Origin of the sequence: Albidovulum sediminicola (assembly GCF_025751575.1) — a bacterium.
Lineage (GTDB): Bacteria > Pseudomonadota > Alphaproteobacteria > Rhodobacterales > Rhodobacteraceae > Albidovulum > Albidovulum sediminicola.
In genome coordinates this window covers 1-17,731 of the sequence record NZ_JAOWLA010000001.1, presented here as the reverse complement: position 1 = coordinate 17,731, position 17,731 = coordinate 1, and the positions used below count along the sequence as shown (strand labels likewise).

At 65.7% G+C, this 17,731-nt stretch carries 19 protein-coding genes; 9 read left to right on the top strand and 10 right to left on the bottom strand.

Annotated features, from left to right (window positions below):
- Positions 1-30 precede the first annotated feature (30 nt).
- The 5 genes from OE647_RS00095 to OE647_RS00075 are packed head-to-tail and all read left to right on the top strand — an operon-like array spanning position 31 to position 5,006.
- Complete coding sequence (locus OE647_RS00095) at positions 31-771, top strand: transglycosylase SLT domain-containing protein (RefSeq protein WP_263719548.1); 741 nt, start codon at positions 31-33, stop codon at positions 769-771.
- Positions 771-2,858 (top strand): flagellar biosynthesis protein FlhA, encoded by a 2,088-nt coding sequence (gene flhA, locus OE647_RS00090; protein WP_263719547.1) that lies wholly within the window; start codon positions 771-773, stop codon positions 2,856-2,858. Before OE647_RS00095 ends, flhA begins: the two co-directional genes overlap by 1 nt.
- A complete protein-coding gene (locus tag OE647_RS00085; RefSeq protein ID WP_263719546.1) occupies positions 2,855-3,631 on the top strand; it encodes a flagellar biosynthetic protein FliR in 777 nt (258 codons plus the stop codon). The genes flhA and OE647_RS00085 overlap by 4 nt, the downstream gene beginning before the upstream one ends.
- Positions 3,628-4,674, top strand: a complete 1,047-nt coding sequence (locus OE647_RS00080) for an EscU/YscU/HrcU family type III secretion system export apparatus switch protein (protein ID WP_263719545.1) — start codon at positions 3,628-3,630, stop codon at positions 4,672-4,674. Before OE647_RS00085 ends, OE647_RS00080 begins: the two co-directional genes overlap by 4 nt.
- Entirely contained in the window at positions 4,671-5,006 is a 336-nt protein-coding gene (locus tag OE647_RS00075; protein WP_263719544.1) for a hypothetical protein, read from the top strand. The genes OE647_RS00080 and OE647_RS00075 overlap by 4 nt, the downstream gene beginning before the upstream one ends.
- A 19-nt stretch (positions 5,007-5,025) precedes the next feature.
- On the opposite strand, the gene OE647_RS00070 is transcribed toward OE647_RS00075, so the two are convergent.
- From OE647_RS00070 to pyk, 3 genes are all read right to left on the bottom strand, one after another.
- Positions 5,026-5,619: a TetR/AcrR family transcriptional regulator gene (locus OE647_RS00070; RefSeq protein WP_263719543.1), complete on the bottom strand. Its 594-nt coding sequence runs from the start codon at positions 5,617-5,619 to the stop codon at positions 5,026-5,028.
- 329 nt (positions 5,620-5,948) lie between these two features.
- Complete coding sequence (locus tag OE647_RS00065; protein WP_263719542.1) at positions 5,949-6,167, bottom strand: trimethylamine methyltransferase family protein; 219 nt, start codon at positions 6,165-6,167, stop codon at positions 5,949-5,951.
- A gap of 236 nt (positions 6,168-6,403) precedes the next feature.
- Complete coding sequence (gene pyk / locus OE647_RS00060) at positions 6,404-7,852, bottom strand: pyruvate kinase (protein WP_263719541.1); 1,449 nt, start codon at positions 7,850-7,852, stop codon at positions 6,404-6,406.
- Positions 7,853-7,979: 127 nt separating this feature from the next.
- On the opposite strand from pyk, the gene OE647_RS00055 reads away from it, so the two are divergent.
- Together OE647_RS00055 and OE647_RS00050 are read left to right on the top strand one after the other, a co-directional pair.
- Positions 7,980-8,720 (top strand): N-formylglutamate amidohydrolase, encoded by a 741-nt coding sequence (locus OE647_RS00055; RefSeq protein ID WP_263719540.1) that lies wholly within the window; start codon positions 7,980-7,982, stop codon positions 8,718-8,720.
- Positions 8,721-8,728: 8 nt separating this feature from the next.
- Positions 8,729-9,046, top strand: coding sequence for a DUF1244 domain-containing protein (locus tag OE647_RS00050; protein ID WP_263719539.1), 318 nt, complete (start codon positions 8,729-8,731; stop codon positions 9,044-9,046).
- A gap of 60 nt (positions 9,047-9,106) precedes the next feature.
- Here the strand turns inward: OE647_RS00050 and OE647_RS00045 are convergent, their stop codons facing one another.
- From OE647_RS00045 to dctP, 6 genes are all read right to left on the bottom strand, one after another.
- On the bottom strand, positions 9,107-9,970 hold the full coding sequence (locus tag OE647_RS00045) for a D-amino-acid transaminase (RefSeq protein ID WP_263719538.1): 864 nt from the start codon (positions 9,968-9,970) through the stop codon (positions 9,107-9,109).
- A 433-nt stretch (positions 9,971-10,403) separates the two neighbouring features.
- On the bottom strand, positions 10,404-11,363 hold the full coding sequence (locus OE647_RS00040; protein WP_318527920.1) for an alpha/beta hydrolase: 960 nt from the start codon (positions 11,361-11,363) through the stop codon (positions 10,404-10,406).
- Positions 11,360-11,710 (bottom strand): hypothetical protein, encoded by a 351-nt coding sequence (locus OE647_RS00035; RefSeq protein ID WP_263719537.1) that lies wholly within the window; start codon positions 11,708-11,710, stop codon positions 11,360-11,362. Before OE647_RS00035 ends, OE647_RS00040 begins: the two co-directional genes overlap by 4 nt.
- A 9-nt stretch (positions 11,711-11,719) precedes the next feature.
- Positions 11,720-13,003, bottom strand: coding sequence for a TRAP transporter large permease (locus OE647_RS00030; RefSeq protein ID WP_263719536.1), 1,284 nt, complete (start codon positions 13,001-13,003; stop codon positions 11,720-11,722).
- A gap of 2 nt (positions 13,004-13,005) precedes the next feature.
- On the bottom strand, positions 13,006-13,479 hold the full coding sequence (locus OE647_RS00025) for a TRAP transporter small permease (protein ID WP_263719535.1): 474 nt from the start codon (positions 13,477-13,479) through the stop codon (positions 13,006-13,008).
- Positions 13,480-13,495: 16 nt separating this feature from the next.
- Positions 13,496-14,500 carry a TRAP transporter substrate-binding protein DctP gene (gene dctP / locus OE647_RS00020; RefSeq protein ID WP_263719534.1) on the bottom strand — a complete coding sequence of 335 codons (1,005 nt, stop codon included), beginning with the start codon at positions 14,498-14,500 and terminating at the stop codon, positions 13,496-13,498.
- A gap of 98 nt (positions 14,501-14,598) precedes the next feature.
- Between dctP and OE647_RS00015 the strand changes: the two genes are divergently transcribed.
- The gene (locus tag OE647_RS00015) at positions 14,599-15,531 is read left to right on the top strand and encodes a LysR family transcriptional regulator (protein WP_263719533.1); all 933 of its coding nucleotides are present in this window, start codon (positions 14,599-14,601) and stop codon (positions 15,529-15,531) included.
- 61 nt (positions 15,532-15,592) lie between these two features.
- On the opposite strand, the gene OE647_RS00010 is transcribed toward OE647_RS00015, so the two are convergent.
- Complete coding sequence (locus OE647_RS00010) at positions 15,593-16,099, bottom strand: site-specific integrase (RefSeq protein WP_263719532.1); 507 nt, start codon at positions 16,097-16,099, stop codon at positions 15,593-15,595.
- A gap of 235 nt (positions 16,100-16,334) precedes the next feature.
- Here OE647_RS00010 and OE647_RS00005 point away from each other — a divergent pair, with 235 nt between their 5' ends.
- Positions 16,335-17,309 carry a glycerophosphodiester phosphodiesterase family protein gene (locus tag OE647_RS00005; RefSeq protein WP_263719531.1) on the top strand — a complete coding sequence of 325 codons (975 nt, stop codon included), beginning with the start codon at positions 16,335-16,337 and terminating at the stop codon, positions 17,307-17,309.
- The last annotated feature ends 422 nt before the right edge of the window (positions 17,310-17,731 follow it).

Here is a 17,731-nt window from a genome sequence, read left to right as displayed (position 1 = left end):
CGAAGGCGGCAAGAAATGCGGCGGTTGGCGATGCGGAATGCAGGAAACCCAGATGAACGGGGCGGCTCTCAGGGATGGATCCTGGTCGGGCTTCTGGCGCTGCTCTGGGCCGGGCCGGCGGCTTCCGCGCCCGATCCGTCGTCCCTTTGTGATCGTGCGGCGGAGGCCGCCGCCCGTGAAACCGGCGTCCCGGTCAGCGTGCTTTACGCGGTCTCGCGCGCCGAAACGGGTCGCCGACGGCAAGGGACACTGGCGCCCTGGCCCTGGACCGTGAACATGGAGGGCGCCGGGCGCTGGTTCGATACGGTGGCGGAGGCGCGGACCTATGTCGAGCAACGCCGCGAAGCCGGCGCGCGAAGTTTCGATATCGGCTGCTTCCAGATCAACCACCTTTGGCATGGCAAGGCCTTCGCCTCGGTCGAGGAGATGTTCGAGCCGGGCAGCAACGCGCGCTACGCGGCTACGTTCCTGAAGTCTCTGTTCGCGGAAACCGGGTCCTGGACCGAGGCGGCCGGGGCTTACCATTCCCGCACGCCAGCGCTTGCAGGCCGCTATGCCGAGCGTTTCGCGCGCATCCACGACACGATCCTCGCCGGCGCGCCGACCGAGGCGGCACCCGCAGGGGATGATCCAGACGCGCCGCCTGTGCGTGCCAATCTTTTCCCGCTGCTTCTGGCGGGATCGACACGGGGCCGCGGATCGCTTGTCCCGATGCCTGTGGACGCGGCGCCGATCCCGTTGTTCGCGGCGAATCCCCGGGTGATGTATTGATGCCGGCGGGTGCCGGAGACCGGCGCGCCCGGGCCACGGTCCTGCTCGCGGGCGCGCTGATGGCGGTGATCGTGATGATGGTCCTGCCGGTGCCGGCCTGGATCGTCGATGTCGGCCTTGCGGCCTCCTTCGCCCTGGCGATTCTGATTTTCACACTCACGCTCTTCATTGAAACGCCGCTTGATTTCTCGTCGTTCCCGATGGTGCTGCTCGGTTCGCTGATGCTGCGGCTCGCGCTCAACGTCTCCTCGACCAAGCTCATCATCGGGCAGGGTCACACCGGCACCGCCGCCGCCGGCAACGTGATCGAGGGGTTTGCGATGTTTGTCATGTCGGGCTCGGTCCTGATCGGGCTCGTCGTCTTCGGTGTGCTGATGATCGTCAACTTCATCGTGATCACGAAGGGTGCCGGCCGCATGGCCGAGGTCGGCGCGCGCTTCGCGCTCGACGGCATGCCGGGCAAGCAGATGGCGATCGACGCCGACATGAACGCCGGCGCCATCGGCCATGAGGAAGCCCGCCAAAGGCGAGAGCGCGAACAGGCGGAGACGACGTTCTTCGGCTCGCTCGACGGGGCGTCGAAATTCGTCAAGGGCGATGCCGTCGCCGGGCTGATGATCACATTGCTGAACCTGATCATGGGGATGTCGATCGGAATCGGCTTTCACGGGATGCCTTTCGGGCGCGCGCTGGAGACCTATGCGATCCTGACCGTCGGTGACGGGCTGGTCAGCCAGATCCCGGCGGTGATCATCTCCATCGCCGCGGCACTGCTGTTGGCGCGGGGCGGCTCGAAGGGGGCGGTGGATCGCGCGCTCTTGGACCAACTCGGCAAGCACCCGGCGGCGCTTGCGACGGTTGCCGGGCTGATGGCGCTGTTTGCCCTGGTTCCCGGTCTGCCCTTCATCCCGTTCCTGAGCGGTGCGGGCGTCCTTGGCCTCGCCGCCTACGGCGTTCGCAGGACCGTCGCCCGGCGGCGGGCGCTGGAGGCCTCGCGCATCACGCCGCCGCTGCCCGAAGCGTCGGCAAGACCTCTGGGCGACATGCTCGATGTCGATGAAATCCACCTAGAATTCGCGCCCGATCTGGTCGGGATGGTGCTTGATCCGGCAACCGGGCTTGAGGCGCGGATCGGCAACATGCGCAATCATGTCGCCCGGGGCTTCGGCCTGATCCTGCCGGAGATCCGGCTGACCGATGACCCATCGCTGAGACCCGGCTCCTACCGGATCCGCATCCAGGGGGTGGAGGCGGCGCAGGACCGGCTCTACCCCGGCCAGGCGCTGGTGCTGAGGGGCGAGGGCGGGGAGGGCCTGCCGGACGGGGTCGATGTGCGCGAACCCGTCTATGGCGCGGCGGCCCGTTGGATCGTGGCCGACCGGCGCGAAGAGGCGGCCCTGGCGGGCCTTACCGTGGTCGGGCCGACGGAAGTCCTGGCGACCCATCTCCTGGAAGTGATCAAGCGCAATTTCGCGCGGCTTCTGACGCTTAAGACCCTGCGCCGCCTGCTTGATGAAACCGTCAACCTTTCAAACCCGCAGCGCGCGGAGGCAAACCGCCGCCTGTTGGAGGAGCTGATCCCCGACAGGGTGCCCATGGATCTGCTCCTGGCCGTTCTGCGACTGCTCCTGGAGGAGCGTGTCTCGATCCGCAACCTGCCCCTGATCCTCGAGGCGATGGCGGAGTTGCGGGGCGTCGCGAATCCCGAAACGGTCTGCGAATATGTGCGGCGCAGGCTCGCCTTCCAGATCGTCGCGGAGCTGCGGCGGCCGGATGGCACCGCGCCGCTTGTCCAGCTTGCGCCGGAGTGGGAACGCCACTTCGCCGCGCACGAGGTCTCCGAAGGGGGTGGCCCGGCGGATGTGGCGCTGCCGCCCGATCTTTTTGCACGCCTTGCCGCGAACCTAGCCGAAGCCCTGGGCCGCGCGAGCGAGGGCGGCATTCATGCCGGGGTCGTCACCACCGGCCGGCGTCGGCGGTTCCTGCGCGCCCTGGTCGCGGCCAAGGGGCTTGCGGCACCGGTTCTGTCCTATGAGGAGGTGGCGTCGGAGGCACGACCGGCCGTGGTGGGCGTGGTCCCGTCATGACCGACCTGCTGGCCGAACTTCAGCGCCTCGGCGGTGGCGCGGCCCTGACCGCCGCCCTTGTCTTTGCGCGGGTCGGGGCCGCGATGGTCGCGATGCCGGGCTTTTCGCAGGGGTTCGTGCCTGTCCGTATCCGCCTGGGGGCGGCGATTGCCTTTACCGCAGTTATCCTGCCGGCCGTTCAGGCGATGGTGACGCCGCCCGGGCAAGCCCTGGACGCCGCCGCTATGCTGTTGGGAGAGGTCGTCGTGGGCGCCGTGCTGGGCGCATTCTTGCGGCTTTTCACCCAGGCACTGGAGGTCGCGGGCATGACGATCGCGCAATCGACCTCGCTTGCGCAGATGTTCGGGGGCGGCGGGGCGGAGCCTTTGCCGGCGATCTCTCATCTTCTCCTGATGGCGGGGCTTGCGCTTGCCGCGATGGCGGGGCTGCACCTGCGGCTGGCAGAGGCTTTGATCCTGTCCTATCAGGCCCTACCTGCGGGGGGCATTCCCGACGCCGGGGTGCTGCGTGACTGGGGTGTCGGGGGCGTGATCCGCGCCTTCTTGCTGGCCTTCGGCCTTGCCGCACCGTTTCTGATCATCGCGACCCTCTACAATTTCGCGCTGGGCGCGATCAACCGGGCGATGCCCCAGCTCATGGTGATGATGGTGGGCGCCCCCGCCGTGACAGGCGGGACGCTGCTGTTACTGGGCGCGGCGGCACCGGCGCTGGTCGCCGTCTGGCACAACGCTTTTGCCGGGATCCTGGCCGATCCCTTCGCGGTGCGGCCATGAGCGGTGAGGACAAGGACGACAAGCAGCACGACCCGACGCCCCAAAAGCTGCGCGAGGCGCGCGGGAAAGGCGATGTCCCGCATTCGTCTGAGCTTGTGAGCGCTGCGGTCCTGGCGGCTTTCCTGATCGCGGCAAGCGCGCTTGGGCCGGAGATCCTGGATCATTTTGGCACGCGCGCCGGCGCGATGCTGGCGCTTGGCCCGGCGAGCGCCCCGCAGGCCGCGCTGTCTGCCGTCGCGGGAATCCTCCCGATCTTTGTCTTCGCGGCCCTTGTGGCGCTTGCAGCCTATGGGGCCCAAGGCGCTATCGTTTTCGCACCCGACCGGATCGGGCCGAAGCTCTCGCGGCTTGACCCGCTGTCGAACGCGCGGCGGCGCTTTGGGGCCACCGGCCTTTTCGAATTTGCCAAGACCCTCTCGAAGCTTTTGCTTTTCTCCCTCGCGCTGGGGGTCTTCGTCTGGTCGCGCCTGCCCAACACGCTGGCCCTGATCGGGGCAGACCCCCGGCTTGCCAGTGCGGCGCTGTTCGGCGATCTGCGCGATTTCCTGGTGCTCACCGCGCTTGTCCTGGCCGCGACGGGGGCGGCGGATTTTCTGTGGCAGCGCCACGAACATATCCAGCGCAACCGGATGACCCGTCAGGAACTGACGGACGAGTTCCGGCAGTCCGAAGGTGACCCGCATATGAAGCAGGCCCGGCGCGCCATGGCGCAGGCGATCGCCAACGACCGGATGATGGCGGATGTGCCGACGGCGGATGTGGTCATCGTCAACCCGACCCATTACGCCGTGGCGCTGCGCTGGAAACGGGGCAGCAAGCGGGCGCCGCTCTGCGTTGCGAAGGGCGTCGATCATGTGGCCGCGCGCATTCGCGAGGCTGCCGCTGCGGCGGGTGTCCCGATCCGCGCCGACCCGCCCGTGGCCCGCGCGCTTCACGCCAGCCTCGAGATCGGGCAAGAGGTCCGGCCGGAACATTACGCTTCCGTGGCCGCGGCGATCCGTTTTGCCGATGCCATGCGCAAGCGGGCCGGGGGGCGGCGATGACGGACGCCGCGTCGCTGCGAAGGCTCTTGGAGGTTGCCGAACTCTTGCGCGCGCGCGCGCTTGGGCGGCTCGCGGAAGATCAGCAGGCGCTAGCCGCAGCCCAGGCGCGCAAGGACACACGGGCGTCTCAGGTAGAGCAGGCCGCCGGGCTTTTTGCGACCGGCGCGCTGCCCGCTTCGGCCCTCGCCGCCTTGCAGGAGGCCCAGCACTGCGAGGCGCCAGCCCTGGCCCGGCAGATCGTGACGCTGGAGGCGCGAACCGCGCAGGCGCGAACGTCGGCGCTGCGGGCTCTGTCCCGTCACGATATCCTGCGAAGGCTGGCGGAACGCTAGGTTTCAGGCCAAGGCGCGCTCAGAAAGGCCCTAGATGCGGCTCAAGCAGCGCCCGGCAGGCAGCCTGCGCCGTCCCGGCCGGCATGGAGTCGGGATCAATGCCGTGCTGAACGTAGAGGCCGTCCAACAGGGGAACCAGCGTCTTCGCGAGCATCATGGCGTCCACGGTCCGGCCGTTCCGCCGCGCCGCGTCCGTGATCGCCGCCGCGATCCTCGCCAGATAGGTCGCGTATTGCGCCTGGTGTTCGGCCCGCAGGTCCGCGTCGGTCGCAATCTGACCCCAGAGCGCCAGCCAGACGTTCACGCTGTCCTTGTTGAACGCCTCGGGGGAGAACTGTGCGTCGAGGAACAGCGAGAGATGGGTTGCATCCGCCCTGATCGCGCCCGACGGCATGTCGACGCCTTCGTACATCTTGACATAGACCGCGCGCAGAAGGGCGCTCATGGTGCCGAAGTAATGGGTGATCAGCCCGCGCGAAACGCCGGCCTCCGCACAGATCCGGTCCACGGTGAATTCCGTGATGCCGCCCCGCGCCATGCAGGCGAGCCCTGCTTCGATCAGCTTGGCGCGCCGCTTCTCGCCCGGCATGCGGTTGAACCTTGGTACGCTCACTGTCCTGTCCATCATGCGCTTGCGGCCGTCAGGCCGGCGGCGGCATCATTGCGCGCGGCCTCTTTGCACGATTTGGAGCGTACAGGCCCCGGGCGCCCGTCCGCAAGCGTTCCTTGCCGGATCTGGGCGAGGAGTAGCGGCGTCTCGCTCGAGGTAGCAGGCGGCGCCCAGCGCCTCGGCCACGGTGGGGGCGAGCGCCGGTTCCTCGTAATCCTCCGCCAGCGCCTTCCGGAGGCTATTGGCCCGCGTCCGTGTGTCAATCCCGGCCTTTTCGCGCCCGTCGGGATGACTGTCCCAGTTCGAGAGGAGCGGGCATGGACCGCGCTTTCTTAGGGCGCCATGGTATGGGCGGGGCCAAAGGCGCGACTGCCGGAGAGCATCTCGACGTTCGAGGTGAAGCCTCCGTAAAGCACGGGCGCACCGGTGCGCACGATCTGGGTCAGCACGATCCCGTCTAGGGTGTGGGCCCGCCCCCGGGTCTGCCCCTGCCTGGTCTTATCCAGAGGCCCGATCCGCGCGCGATCGATGTCCAGGCGCCGGGTGTGCATGGGCGGGTTCGCGGGCGCCTGCGGGCCGCCATGGCCGTTCTCCAGGCTGGGCGGCGCTCCGACGTGCCGCCGATGCGGCTGCGGTCCTTGTTCTTCGCCTCAGGGCTGGGCCTACCCGCCGAGATCTCCGCTCATGCCAAATCGGCATGCCGCTGATGACGATACGGCAGGACGGGCCGGAAGCAGCACGGGTGACGGCCCTGACCGTCGGGATCGGACGGACCGAAGCGCGCGGCCTATTCCGGGTCGGTGCGGAAGATCAGCCGTTCGTCGCAGGGCGCGACGCGCAGAATGTTCGTCGTGCCCTTGACGTTGAAGGGTACGCCCGCGGTCACGACGATCTGGTCGTGTTCGGTGGCAAAGCCGCCTTCGCGCGCAACCCTGGCGGCGCTGACCACCGCCATCTTGAAGCGGTCGATGACCTCATGCGTCAGGGCGCAATGGACACCCCAGGTCAGGCAAAGCCGCCGCGCCGTCGCCTCGATCGGGGTCAGCGCGATGATCGGCACGTTCGGGCGTTCCCGCGCGACGAGGCTCGCCGTCATGCCGGACTGGCTGAAGCAGCAGATCGCGTGGATGTCGGTCGCCTCGGCGATCTCGCGCGCGGCGGCGACGATGCCGTCGGCGATGGTCTTGCGCTCAACCCGGCGGCTGGCCTCGATCACCTCGCGGTAGGTCGGGTCAGCCTCAACCGATTTGGCGACGCTGTCCATGGTCGCCACGGCCTCCACCGGGTATTGGCCGGCGGCGGATTCCGCCGACAGCATCACCGCATCGGCGCCCTCATAGATCGCGGTCGCCACGTCCGACACCTCGGCGCGCGTGGGCATCGGGCTTTCGATCATGCTTTCCAGCATCTGGGTCGCCACGATGACCGGCTTGGCCGCAGCCCGCGCGCCACGGACGAGCCGCTTCTGGATCGGCGGAACGGAGTGGACGGGAAGTTCGACCCCAAGGTCGCCCCGCGCCACCATGATCCCGTCGGACGCGGCCAGGATCGCCGGATAGGCCTTGACCGCCGCGGGCTTCTCGATCTTCGACAGGATCGCGGCGCGCCCCTTGGCAAGGCCCCGCGCCTCCTCCACGTCTTCGGGGCGCTGGACGAAGGACAGCGCCAGCCAGTCCACCCCAAGCTCGCAGGCGAATTCCAGATCCGCCTTGTCCTTGTCCGAAAGCGCCGCCAACGGCAGCACCACATCGGGCACGTTCACCCCCTTGCGGTTGGAGATCGTCCCGCCCGTCGTCACGGTGCAATCCGCGAAATCCGCCCCGCAGGCATCCACGACCAGCCGGATCTTGCCGTCGTTCACCAAGAGCGTCGTGCCCGGTTCCAGCGCGTCGAAGATTTCCTTGTGCGGCAGGCAAACGCGTGTCGCGTCCCCTTCGGCCTTGTCGAGATCAAAGCGGAAGCGTGCGCCTTCGGCCAGCTCCTCCGATCCGTTGGCAAAGACGCCGACCCGGAGCTTGGGGCCCTGAAGGTCCGCGAGGATCGCGATCGGGCGGCCGGTGTCGGCCTCGACCTGGCGGATGATGTCGTGGCGGGCTTTCTGCTCGGCATGGGTGCCGTGGCTCATGTTCAGCCGGAACACGTCCGCCCCGGCCTCGAACAGCGCCCGGATCGTCTCGTAGTCGCTCGATGCCGGGCCGAGGGTCGCCACGATCTTCACATTGCGCGTCCGTCTCATCCCGGGCCTCCTGTTTGCGGTAACATAATTTGCACCGCTTCTATCGCCTATTCCCCTTTTCAGGGCAACTGGTGCTTTGCCGCAAGACCCACTAAACCGATGCCCGTATCAAATTCGCGATGGAACGATGACATTTCCCGCCTATGAGATCCTGGGTCCCGACCGCCCCTCGCGCTGGCTGGTGACCTGCGATCATGCCGCGAACACGGTGCCCGACTGGGTGGGCGGCGGCTCGCTCGGCATCTGCGCGGCCGACATGGACCGCCACATCGCCTATGACGTGGGCGCCTCAGGCGTCACCCGAGCCTTGGCGGACCGGCTCGACGCCCCGGCCATCCTGTCGTGCTTTTCGCGGCTCGTGATAGACCCCAACCGGGGAGAGGACGACCCGACGCTCTTGATGAAGCTTTATGACGGCACGATCATCCCGGCGAACCGCAACGCCGGGCCGGAGGAGCTTCAGCGGCGGCTTGACGCCTGCTACCGGCCCTATCACGCCGCTTATGCGAAGCTTGCGGCGCGGCGCGCCGACACGGTGATTTGCGCGGTCCACAGCTTCACCCCGCGCCTGAACGGCCGCCCGCCCAGGCCGTGGGAAGTGGGGGTACTCTATTCCCACCGGGACACGCGGCTCGCGCGGCCGCTCATCGACCGGCTTCGGGCGGAAGGCTACGTCACTGGCGACAACGAGCCCTACCTTGGCCATCTCGATGGCGACGCCATCGACCGCCATGCCCTGACCCCCGGCCGCCCCAATGTGTTGATCGAGGTGCGCAACGACCTGATCCGCGCGCCCGAGGGGCAGGTCTTGTGGGCCGCCCGCCTTGCCCCCATTCTTGAGGATGTGCTGGCCGCATCCGGCCTGTGAGGACCCCAATGGACGAACAAACCCGCATTGAGATCGAAGCCGCCGCCTTCCGCACCCTGCGCCATCACCTGATGGAAACGCGCACCGACGTGCAGAACATCGACCTGATGAACCTCGCCGGCTTCTGCCGCAATTGCCTGGCCCGCTGGTACCAGGAGGCCGCGAACGAACGCGGCATCGCGATGTCGAAGGAGGAGGCGCGCGAACTCTACTACGGCATGCCCTACGATGATTGGAAGGCGCAGACCCAGACCGAGGCCGATGAGGCGAAGAAGGCCGCCTTCGAGGTGGCCTTCCGCGAAAACGTCGGGCCGAAGGACGCTTGAGACCGTAATAAGAAGGCTCGCCGGGTGGCGGGCCTATGCAAATTGATACGCGTCCCGCGCTCAGATCGCCGCGCGGCGGCTCTCTTCCAGGTAGATCTCCCGCAGCCGCGTGGCGACCGGGCCCGGCGTGCCGGCACCTAGTTTTGCGCCGTCGATCTCCACCACCGGCATCACGAAGGCCGAGGCCGACGTGATGAAGGCTTCGTCGGCGCCCTTCGCCTCCTCCAGCGTGAAGGCGCGTTCCTCGACCGTCATCTGCGCCTCGCGCGCGAAGCGAAGGACGGCGGCGCGCGTAATCCCGTGCAGGATGTCGTTCGACAGGTTGCGGGTGATGATGCGACCGTCCTTGACGATATAGGCGTTGTTGGAGGTGCCTTCGGTCACCACGCCCTCTTCCACCAGCCAGGCATCGTCGACGCCAGCCTTCTTGGCCATCATCTTGCCCATCGAGGGGTACAGCAGCTGCACCGTCTTGATGTCGCGCCGCCCCCAGCGGATGTCGGGGATCGAGATCACACGCCAGCCGGTCCGTGCCGCCGGGCTTTCCGCAAGGCCCGGTTTCGACTGCGTGAACAGGACGATGCCCGGCTTGACCACCGCCGGATCCGGGAAGACGAAATCCCGGTCGCCCGGATTGCCGCGCGTGACCTGAAGATAGATCAGCCCGTCCACGATCCCGTTGCGAACCACCAGTTCGCGGTGGATCGCCAGAAGCTCCTCGTCGGTCACGGGGCAGCCCATGTCGAGCTCCGACAGCGACCGGTGCAGGCGCGCGGTGTGGCCGGGAAAGTCCAGGAGCTTGCCACCCAGGACGCTCGTCACCTCATAGACCGCATCCGCCATCAGGAAGCCACGGTCAAAGACGGACACCTTCGCCTCCTCCTCCGGCACGTAGTCCCCGTTCACATAGACGATGCGGCTCATGTATCGACTCCTTTGCCCTGCCTGCGTTTTCTTCCGCTCAAGCCGGGCCGAGGTCAAGACCACGCGCCGATCTTCTTCATTGCCTAAATACCCCCGGGGGCGTGGGGGCGCTGCCCAGCCGTCATTTGCATGCGGGAACGGGCTGCGAACTTGACATATTTCCAGCACACGCGCGAACAGGCAGATGGGCGGATTCCGGGCATCTGCTGCAGCAGCGAGCAGACCCATGGTCTACTACGGAAGCAAAAATTCAGCCGAGAAGCCTTGCTTGCGTCCGGTCGATCGAAATGTAGGGCAAGCTGCCGATCTTCATCGTGATGTTGGCGACTGGTATCGTTCCCTTGCTATTGTCGTGCGCACTGGATCGAATGAATTTTATTTATGCGCACGTTCGAGATGCCGAGGCATGGAATGAACCATGCATCGGCTGCTCTCAATCCCTGGTTCGCGCAAGCCATCCCAAGATCATCGACGCGATTTCGTCTGAATTGTCGTCCATCATGGGCATGTGCGAATTGCCCAAGATCCCGTGTTTCGGCAGGTCGAGGGTATCGACGGTCCCGCCCCGCGAGCGAAGCGATTCAGAGTAGGCTGTCGCGTCGCTCTTGTAGGGTCTCCATGCTGGGTGGCTGTCGCAGTTGTCGCCCCATACATAGAGGTGGGGAACCCGGGCCGCGCGGGCCATCTCCTCCGGAGCCAGGTTCGGTGCCCCCGCCGGTTCCAGAAGGACGACGGCAGCGACACGGTCGGGCAAACGGGCCGCGAGGGATTGCGCGAACCAGCCTCCCTGGGAATGGGCGACGATGATAACCCTGTCGAAGCGTGCGACAAGCTGCATGTAGGCCGCGATGGTGGCCTTTGCGTTCGTGGTCCAGCGCGGCACGAACTGGGCGCAAAGCTGATCGAAGCGTGCGATCGGGAAACGCTGCCCGGCAAACGGACGTCGCCGGGCAAAATCCTCGGCCGCGCCCATGCGGAACAAATACCAGGCGTCCTCGGCCGTCCGGAACAGCGGCGGGCTGTCGTAGATTTGCGGAAAGGGCGCCCACGAGGCGCGCCCCCGTTCCACCGCATCCGAGACAACCACATCGTGGCCGTGGCGCAGGAAGACCTGCGACCAGCCGGGTCGGTCGTCCGGTGTCGTCTCCCACGTCACGCCGGTCATCGCGCCGCCATGCCAGAACAGGATAGGCACGTCGCTGCGCGGCCGGTCCAGCACGAAGTGCTGGGCGTAAAGCTGCCCGCTGACGTAATGGCCATTCAGGTCCACGGTGCGGGGGGCCGCATCGGGGGACACTCGAACGTCTTGCCGGGGTTGGCCTGTCAGTTCGACCGTCGCGCCGCCGACATGGAACGAACGGATGTCACGAAGCGAGATTGCGTTGCAGGTCACGACAGGGCCTCCGGACTGTCACAGGCGGCGATATGCGATGGCTCTGTCGCGATCAGTCGGACCCGCACCGTGGCGTTCGTGGCCTCGCGCAGGATGTCGTGCAACTGGCGGGCGGTTGCCTTGCGGATGTCTTGGGTCCGCGAGTCCGCGGCGCGGTGATGCACGAGGCACAGCGTCTCGCAGCCCTCGGGCGGGCAGAGCGCGGCGGTGATCGTGACCTGCACCAGGCGCGGATCGGTCGACAGGCCTTCGACAAGGGCCGCCTTCAGATCGGCACTGATCCTGTCGGCATACGCCGAGATGGTCCGGGCCAGGTGCGGCGCGACGATGATCTGGGCTACGGGCATGGTTATTTCCTATCTTGCGCCGAAGACGAGGTCGGGCAGCCAGGTGGAGACCGACGGCACCAGCGTGATGAATACCAGCAGCACCAGCATCAGTCCGATGTAAGGGGTCACACCCCGGATCACCTTGTCGATGCCGGTGTCGGCGACGGATTTCAGGACGAAGAGGTTCAGCCCGACCGGTGGCGTCAGCAGCGCGATTTCCATGTTCACGACAAGGATCACGCCGAAGTGGATCGGGTCGATGTCCAGCCTCAGCAGGACCGGAACGATCAGCGGCACGAAGATCAGAATGACCGAGATGACCTCAAGGAACATGCCCAGGATGAACATGATGATGTTCGCTGCGATCAGGAATTGCAGCGCGGTCAGGTCCATCCGCTCGATGAAGGTGACAAGCGCACGGGTCACGCCCGCCCCGGTCAGCCAATGGGCAAAGGTCAGGGCCGCAAGCACGATGAAGATGATCACGCCCGTCTGCCGCACCCCGTCGGCGAGGATCGGCAGCACGTCGCGCAGCCGGATCTCGCGGTAGAAGGTCAGCGACACGATCATCGCGACCACGGCGGACAGACCGGCCGCTTCGGAGATGGTGACAAGGCCCGAATAGATGCCGCCAAGGATGATGGTCGGCACGAGCAAAGCGGGCATCGCGTGCAGGTTCGCGCGGATGAACTGCTGCCGGTCCATCGGGTCCTCGACGGGCAGATCGTGGCGGACGGCATAGTAGCGGACATAAGCCATCAGCAGCGCGGCCTGGATCAGTCCGGGGACCACCCCGGCAAGGAAGAGGCGTGGCACGGACTCATCGACGATGATGCCGTAGATCAGCATGGCCAGCGAGGGTGGGATCAGGATGCCCAGCGTGCCGCCCGCCCCGATGGTGCCGGTGGCGAAGGTGATCGGGTAGCCGCGCTGTTTCATGGCGGGGATCAGCACCGCGCCGATGGCCAGCGCCGTGGCGACCGAAGAGCCGGAGATGGCCGCAAAGACGGCGGTGGCGAGGATGCAGACGATCCCGAGCGCCCCGCGCGCCCGGCCGACCCAGGCGGAGGCCATGGCGATCAGGGCACGGGCGACGCCGCCACGCTGCATGAAGGTCGCAGCGATCACGAACAGCGGCACCGCCACCAGAGTGTAGGAATTAAGGTGGTTGGCGTATTGCTGCCCGAGCGAGACCAGCGGATTGCCCTCGACCGTCCAGACCAGAACGGCAAGGCCGGACAGCACCAGGTAGATCGGCACGCCGATCAGCAACAGGATGAAGAACAGGGCCAGGACGACAGAAAGAAGCATGCTCAGCCCTCCTGCCCGGTGGCGATCATCGCGATCTGCCAGAAGTATGTCGCCGCGGACAGGCCAAATCCCACGGGAATCGCGGCGTAGTAGGCCCACATGGGAAAGCGGATCGAGCTGTCCGAGCGTTCGCCCAGCAGGATCGCGAAGTCGACCATCAGCCAGCCGGCCCAGGCGATACAGCCCGCCACGACCACCCCGAAGAGACAGGTAAACAGCCTGAGCGCGACTTGGGTGCGCTCCGGAAGCTGTTCTGCCAACATCTCGACGCTGACGTGCATCCTGTCGCGGATCAGGCGGCCCGCGCTTAGCATGACCGCCCAGCCGACAAGGTAGACGGTCACTTCGGCGCCCCAGTCGGGCAGTTTCGTCGGCGCGACATAGCGCAAAACGGATTCGCTGACCGTCAGAAGGGCAGCCGCGAGGGCGAGCAGACCGGTTGCCCCGGTCTCCAGCCCGACAAGGAAGGACTTCATGGCCGGGCCCGCCCAGTCACTCGCCGGTCACGGCTGCGATCCGGTCGATGAAGGCCGGGTCGATGCCCAGTTCCTCGACCAGCGCAGGCTGGACCGCCATCAGCGTCTTTCGCATCTCGGCCAGCGCTGCGGCGTCGGGGTCGGAGGTCACGATGCCGTTCTCGGCATTCAGGTCGCGGGCCCTCTGCTGACGCTCAGCGGCGAAGTCGCGCTGCGCGTCGACCATCGCGTCCCAGGTGTCGACCAGAACGGCGCGCAGGTCTTCGGGCAGCTTGTCGAGGGCCTGCTGGCTGATCAGGGGAACATACTGCACGATGGCCTGCCGGTCCTCCATCGCGTACTTGACCCCGGCGTCCCACAGCTTGGCCGAGGCGACGGATTCCTGCGTCGACCAGAGCGACGAGATCGTTCCGGTCTGCAACGCCTGGGGCACGTCCGGCCAGGCGATCTGAACCGGCACCGCCCCCATGTTTTCATACCGCTGCACGGTCGCGGGGCCACCGGGCACACGCACCTTCAGCCCGGCCAGATCGGATGGGGTCTTCAGTTCGACGTCCGTGGAGAATACCGTGCCAAAGCCAAGGTCGATCGGACGGCCCAGCACCTTCACGCCAAGTGTATTCTCGATCTTCTCGTGCAATTCGTCGCCAACTTCGCCGTCAACCACGGCATAGATCTGGTCACGCCCAAGACCGTAGAACATCGGCAGCTGCTCAAAATCCGACTCCGGCACGAAACGCGAGATCAGCTGGTACTGCGGGATCGCCATGTCGATGGCGCCTTGCGCCACTGCAGCGGCCGCTTCACTGTCCTTGTATTTCGCAGCGGCCTCGAAAATCTCGAGCTCGAGCTTGCCGCCGGACTTTTCCTCGACCGCCTGCGCGAAGTCCTTGAGCCAGACATTGCGGACATGCTGCGGGCTGGTGTCGAGCGTGACCGTGATGGTGAAGTCGGCGGCGAAGGTCGCACCGGCGAAAAGGGCGCCTGCGGCGGCGGTCGCGATGAGTGCCAGACGTTTCATGTATTCCTCCCAGAGAACTGCCGAGCCTTGTTAGCCTGCTCTGGCAAAAAAATCTCATATGGATTACGTCTATCGCCATATGATAAATTGTATGGATTATGGCTCAGCTCGTTCATCAGTTCGATCTTGTCCGGCTTCGTGCCTTCATGACGGTGGCCGAGGAGGGCTCCATCACCGCGGCCGCGACACGACTGGGCGTGGCGCAACCGGCGCTTTCAGCGTCGATCCGGCGGCTTGAAACCGATCTGGGCCAGCCGCTGTTCGATCGCTTGCCGCGCGGTGTGGTGCTGACGCGGGCGGGCCGCCACCTGCTGCCCAAGGCCTATGAGGTCTTCGGGATTCTCGGCACACTTCAGACCGATCTTCAGGACATCGGGTTCGAGCCGTCAGGCGACGTATCGATCGGCCTGCCGCCTTCGGTCTCCGTGGTGATGACCCAGCCACTCTTGCACAGGCTGTCCACCGTGTTTCCCAAGGTGTCGTTGCGGATCGTCGAGGCGATGTCGGGTTATCTTTACGACTGGGTCGAGGCAGGAGAGCTTGACATCGCCGTCACGTTCAATGCCCACGACACCGAAACCGTCATCTCGCGGCCGCTCATGCGGGAAGAAATGATGCTCATCGGAGCGGCGGACAAGATGCGGGACATCCCGACACCCTTTCCTGTCAGCCGTATCCCGGAGTTGCCGCTGATCGTCACCTCCGCCCGGCACACCCTTCGATCGAACCTGGAACGGCAAGTCGAGGCGTTGGGGCTGAAGCTGAACATCCTGTACGAGATCGACGCAGGCCACCAACTGGTCAAACTGGTCAGTTCCGGGGCGGGTTTCGGCGTTTTTGCGCAAAGCGCCTTTGCGGGCGAGTTGGCCAGTGGACAGGTTGCCGCCGTCCCTCTCGAACCACGGTATCTGCGAACGGTGGGCCTGAGCCATCATCGCCGGATGCTTGGCGACCCGGCCCTATCCCGGGTTGTGTTGGCGGTTGAGAAACTCACGCAAGACCTTCACGGCTCTGGCGCCTGGCCGACGTGAGCTGTCCCGGGGCGGCGCCAAGTTGGGCGTTTTTGTCTACCGACGTGTGCTGATCATTGCCTTAACCCGAAACGCGGCCGTCGGATGCGGTGCCTTTGCGCAAGTGCAGACCGTTCATGGCGCTAACGAATGCCGTGCCAAGAATCTTGTGAATAGATGGTGTGCCGGACGTTGCTCCATGATCCGACGAAAGTCCGGTTCGGGGAAGCCGCACCGCAGCGATCATCAGCGGCTCCCTCATCCAGCGTGAAATCAACTTTCGGGTGCTTTCGGTGATCTCGAACCGGACCGGGCGCTGGGTCTTGCCCTGTATGATGGAAGCGCGTTCCGTGACCTGAGCTGACGCATAGACATCCGCCACTCTGCGCTGCACCAGGTCGCAGCCGCGGAGTTTGCTGTCGATGGCCTGGTTGAACAAGGCGAGATCCCGGTGGTTCTCGGCAATCTCCAATCGGACGCGAAGAGCCCAGACGTGTTTGGGTTGAAGCGGCCGCTCCTGGCTGGCGACACGCCCCTTGTTCCAGGAAGGGCCGCAGGCACGAATGGCACGCAAGTTTGCGGTTGGCATGGGGCTTCCTCTTGTCCGCCACGCCCTGCCACGACACCAACGCGACGTTGGTGTTCCACGATATCACAATGTTGCTTCCGCGCGGCGGAGGGCGGCCACGAGACCCGGAGCGGACTTCACCGACAGGAGCGGCACCCACAGTGGCGCGACACGCGAGCGCAGTTGCCTGAGCAATTGATCTGGCCATACTCTGATATTTCTTACTTGATCTGCACCAGCCAATCTTGGGGCGCATATGTATTTGAAGGGTATCATGATTTGGAGCGGGCGCCGGGCCGGCAAGGGGAAAATTCCTGGCATGCACGCGAAATTCGCATTGGCGGCGATGTCTTTGCTGGGACTACTGCTGCCGACGACCTTGTTCGCTCAGGTGAGCTTTGAGGAACGGCTGACGCCCGGCAAGCCGCCTTTGGTGATCGCACATCGCAGTGCGGTCATGGGCGGAGCACCAGAGAACTCGCTGGCCGCGATTCAATACGCCCTCGATCGTGGAATTGAGGCCATACATATCAACCCCCAGCTCACCGCTGACGGCCAATACGTGCTCATGCACGACCACACGCTAAACCGAACCACCGACGTTGAAAGCGTGTTCCCGGAAGGGCCGCCGGGTGGGCCCTCACGCGAGAGCCGCGGCGGCAAGGACTATGTTCGTGACTATTCCCTGGAACAGGTCAGGCAACTGACGCTCGTCGACGCCGCTGATGGTGGCGACCTCCATGTGCCGACGCTTGCAGAGGCACTCGATCTGGCAGACGGTCGGCTGCTGGTGCTGTTGGGGCTGAAAACCTACGAGGTCGACAGTCTTGCGGCAGCGCTTCAAGGCCGCGACACGCGGAACTTGCGGCTCTTCGAGCTCTATTACTCCGGTACCGATCAGAGCAAATTGCGCGATGCGACCTTGGCCACGGGCATCGACGTCGCTGTCTCCCTGTTCCAGTCGCGGGACTATCTTTCGGATTTCGAGGAAGTCTTCGCGCAGGTCGGCTCAGCGCTCAGGATGGTCAATGTCCGCAGTACGCGACTGACACCGGAGTTTGTTGCTCGATTGAAGGCATTGGGCATTTGCCTCGCCATCGGCGCGGGTGGTCCGGAGGATTCGGCCTTGGTCAACAATAGCGACCCGGCCCCTTGGCGCGAACTGCTTGATCGCGGCTTTGCGGCAGCGACCGATCAGCCAGACTTGGTGCTCAAGGCTTTGGGAAAGTGAGTCCGGCTTTCAGGCGAAGACCTTCGGCCCCGGAAGGTGGCAATAAGATGAGACACGCGTCCGGCATCTTTGTCTCGCGTTGCCGTCGTTTGTATTCCCACAATGCTGCGTCGACGACCGAACGGCCGGTTTGGTGAAGCTTTGCGGCGGCGGCGTCAGGCAGCGGACGGCCGCTCCGCGCCGTTTTCGGCCCCCGCTTTTGCGCGGGGGCCGAGCAAGTTGACCAGTTCGCCATCAATCCTTCGCCTGTCAAGCTTGGGCCTTGGCCTTCAGCTTCTCGACCATGGCAGTGACCTCGTCGCCACGCAGGGGATGCGTTGCGATCTTGCGGGCGTTCGGGTTGGTGGCCAGCGCCTCGATCTGGGCGAAGAAGCGGGCGCGGTCAGCCTCGGGCTGCATCTCGAGCCAGGTGTCGATCGTCG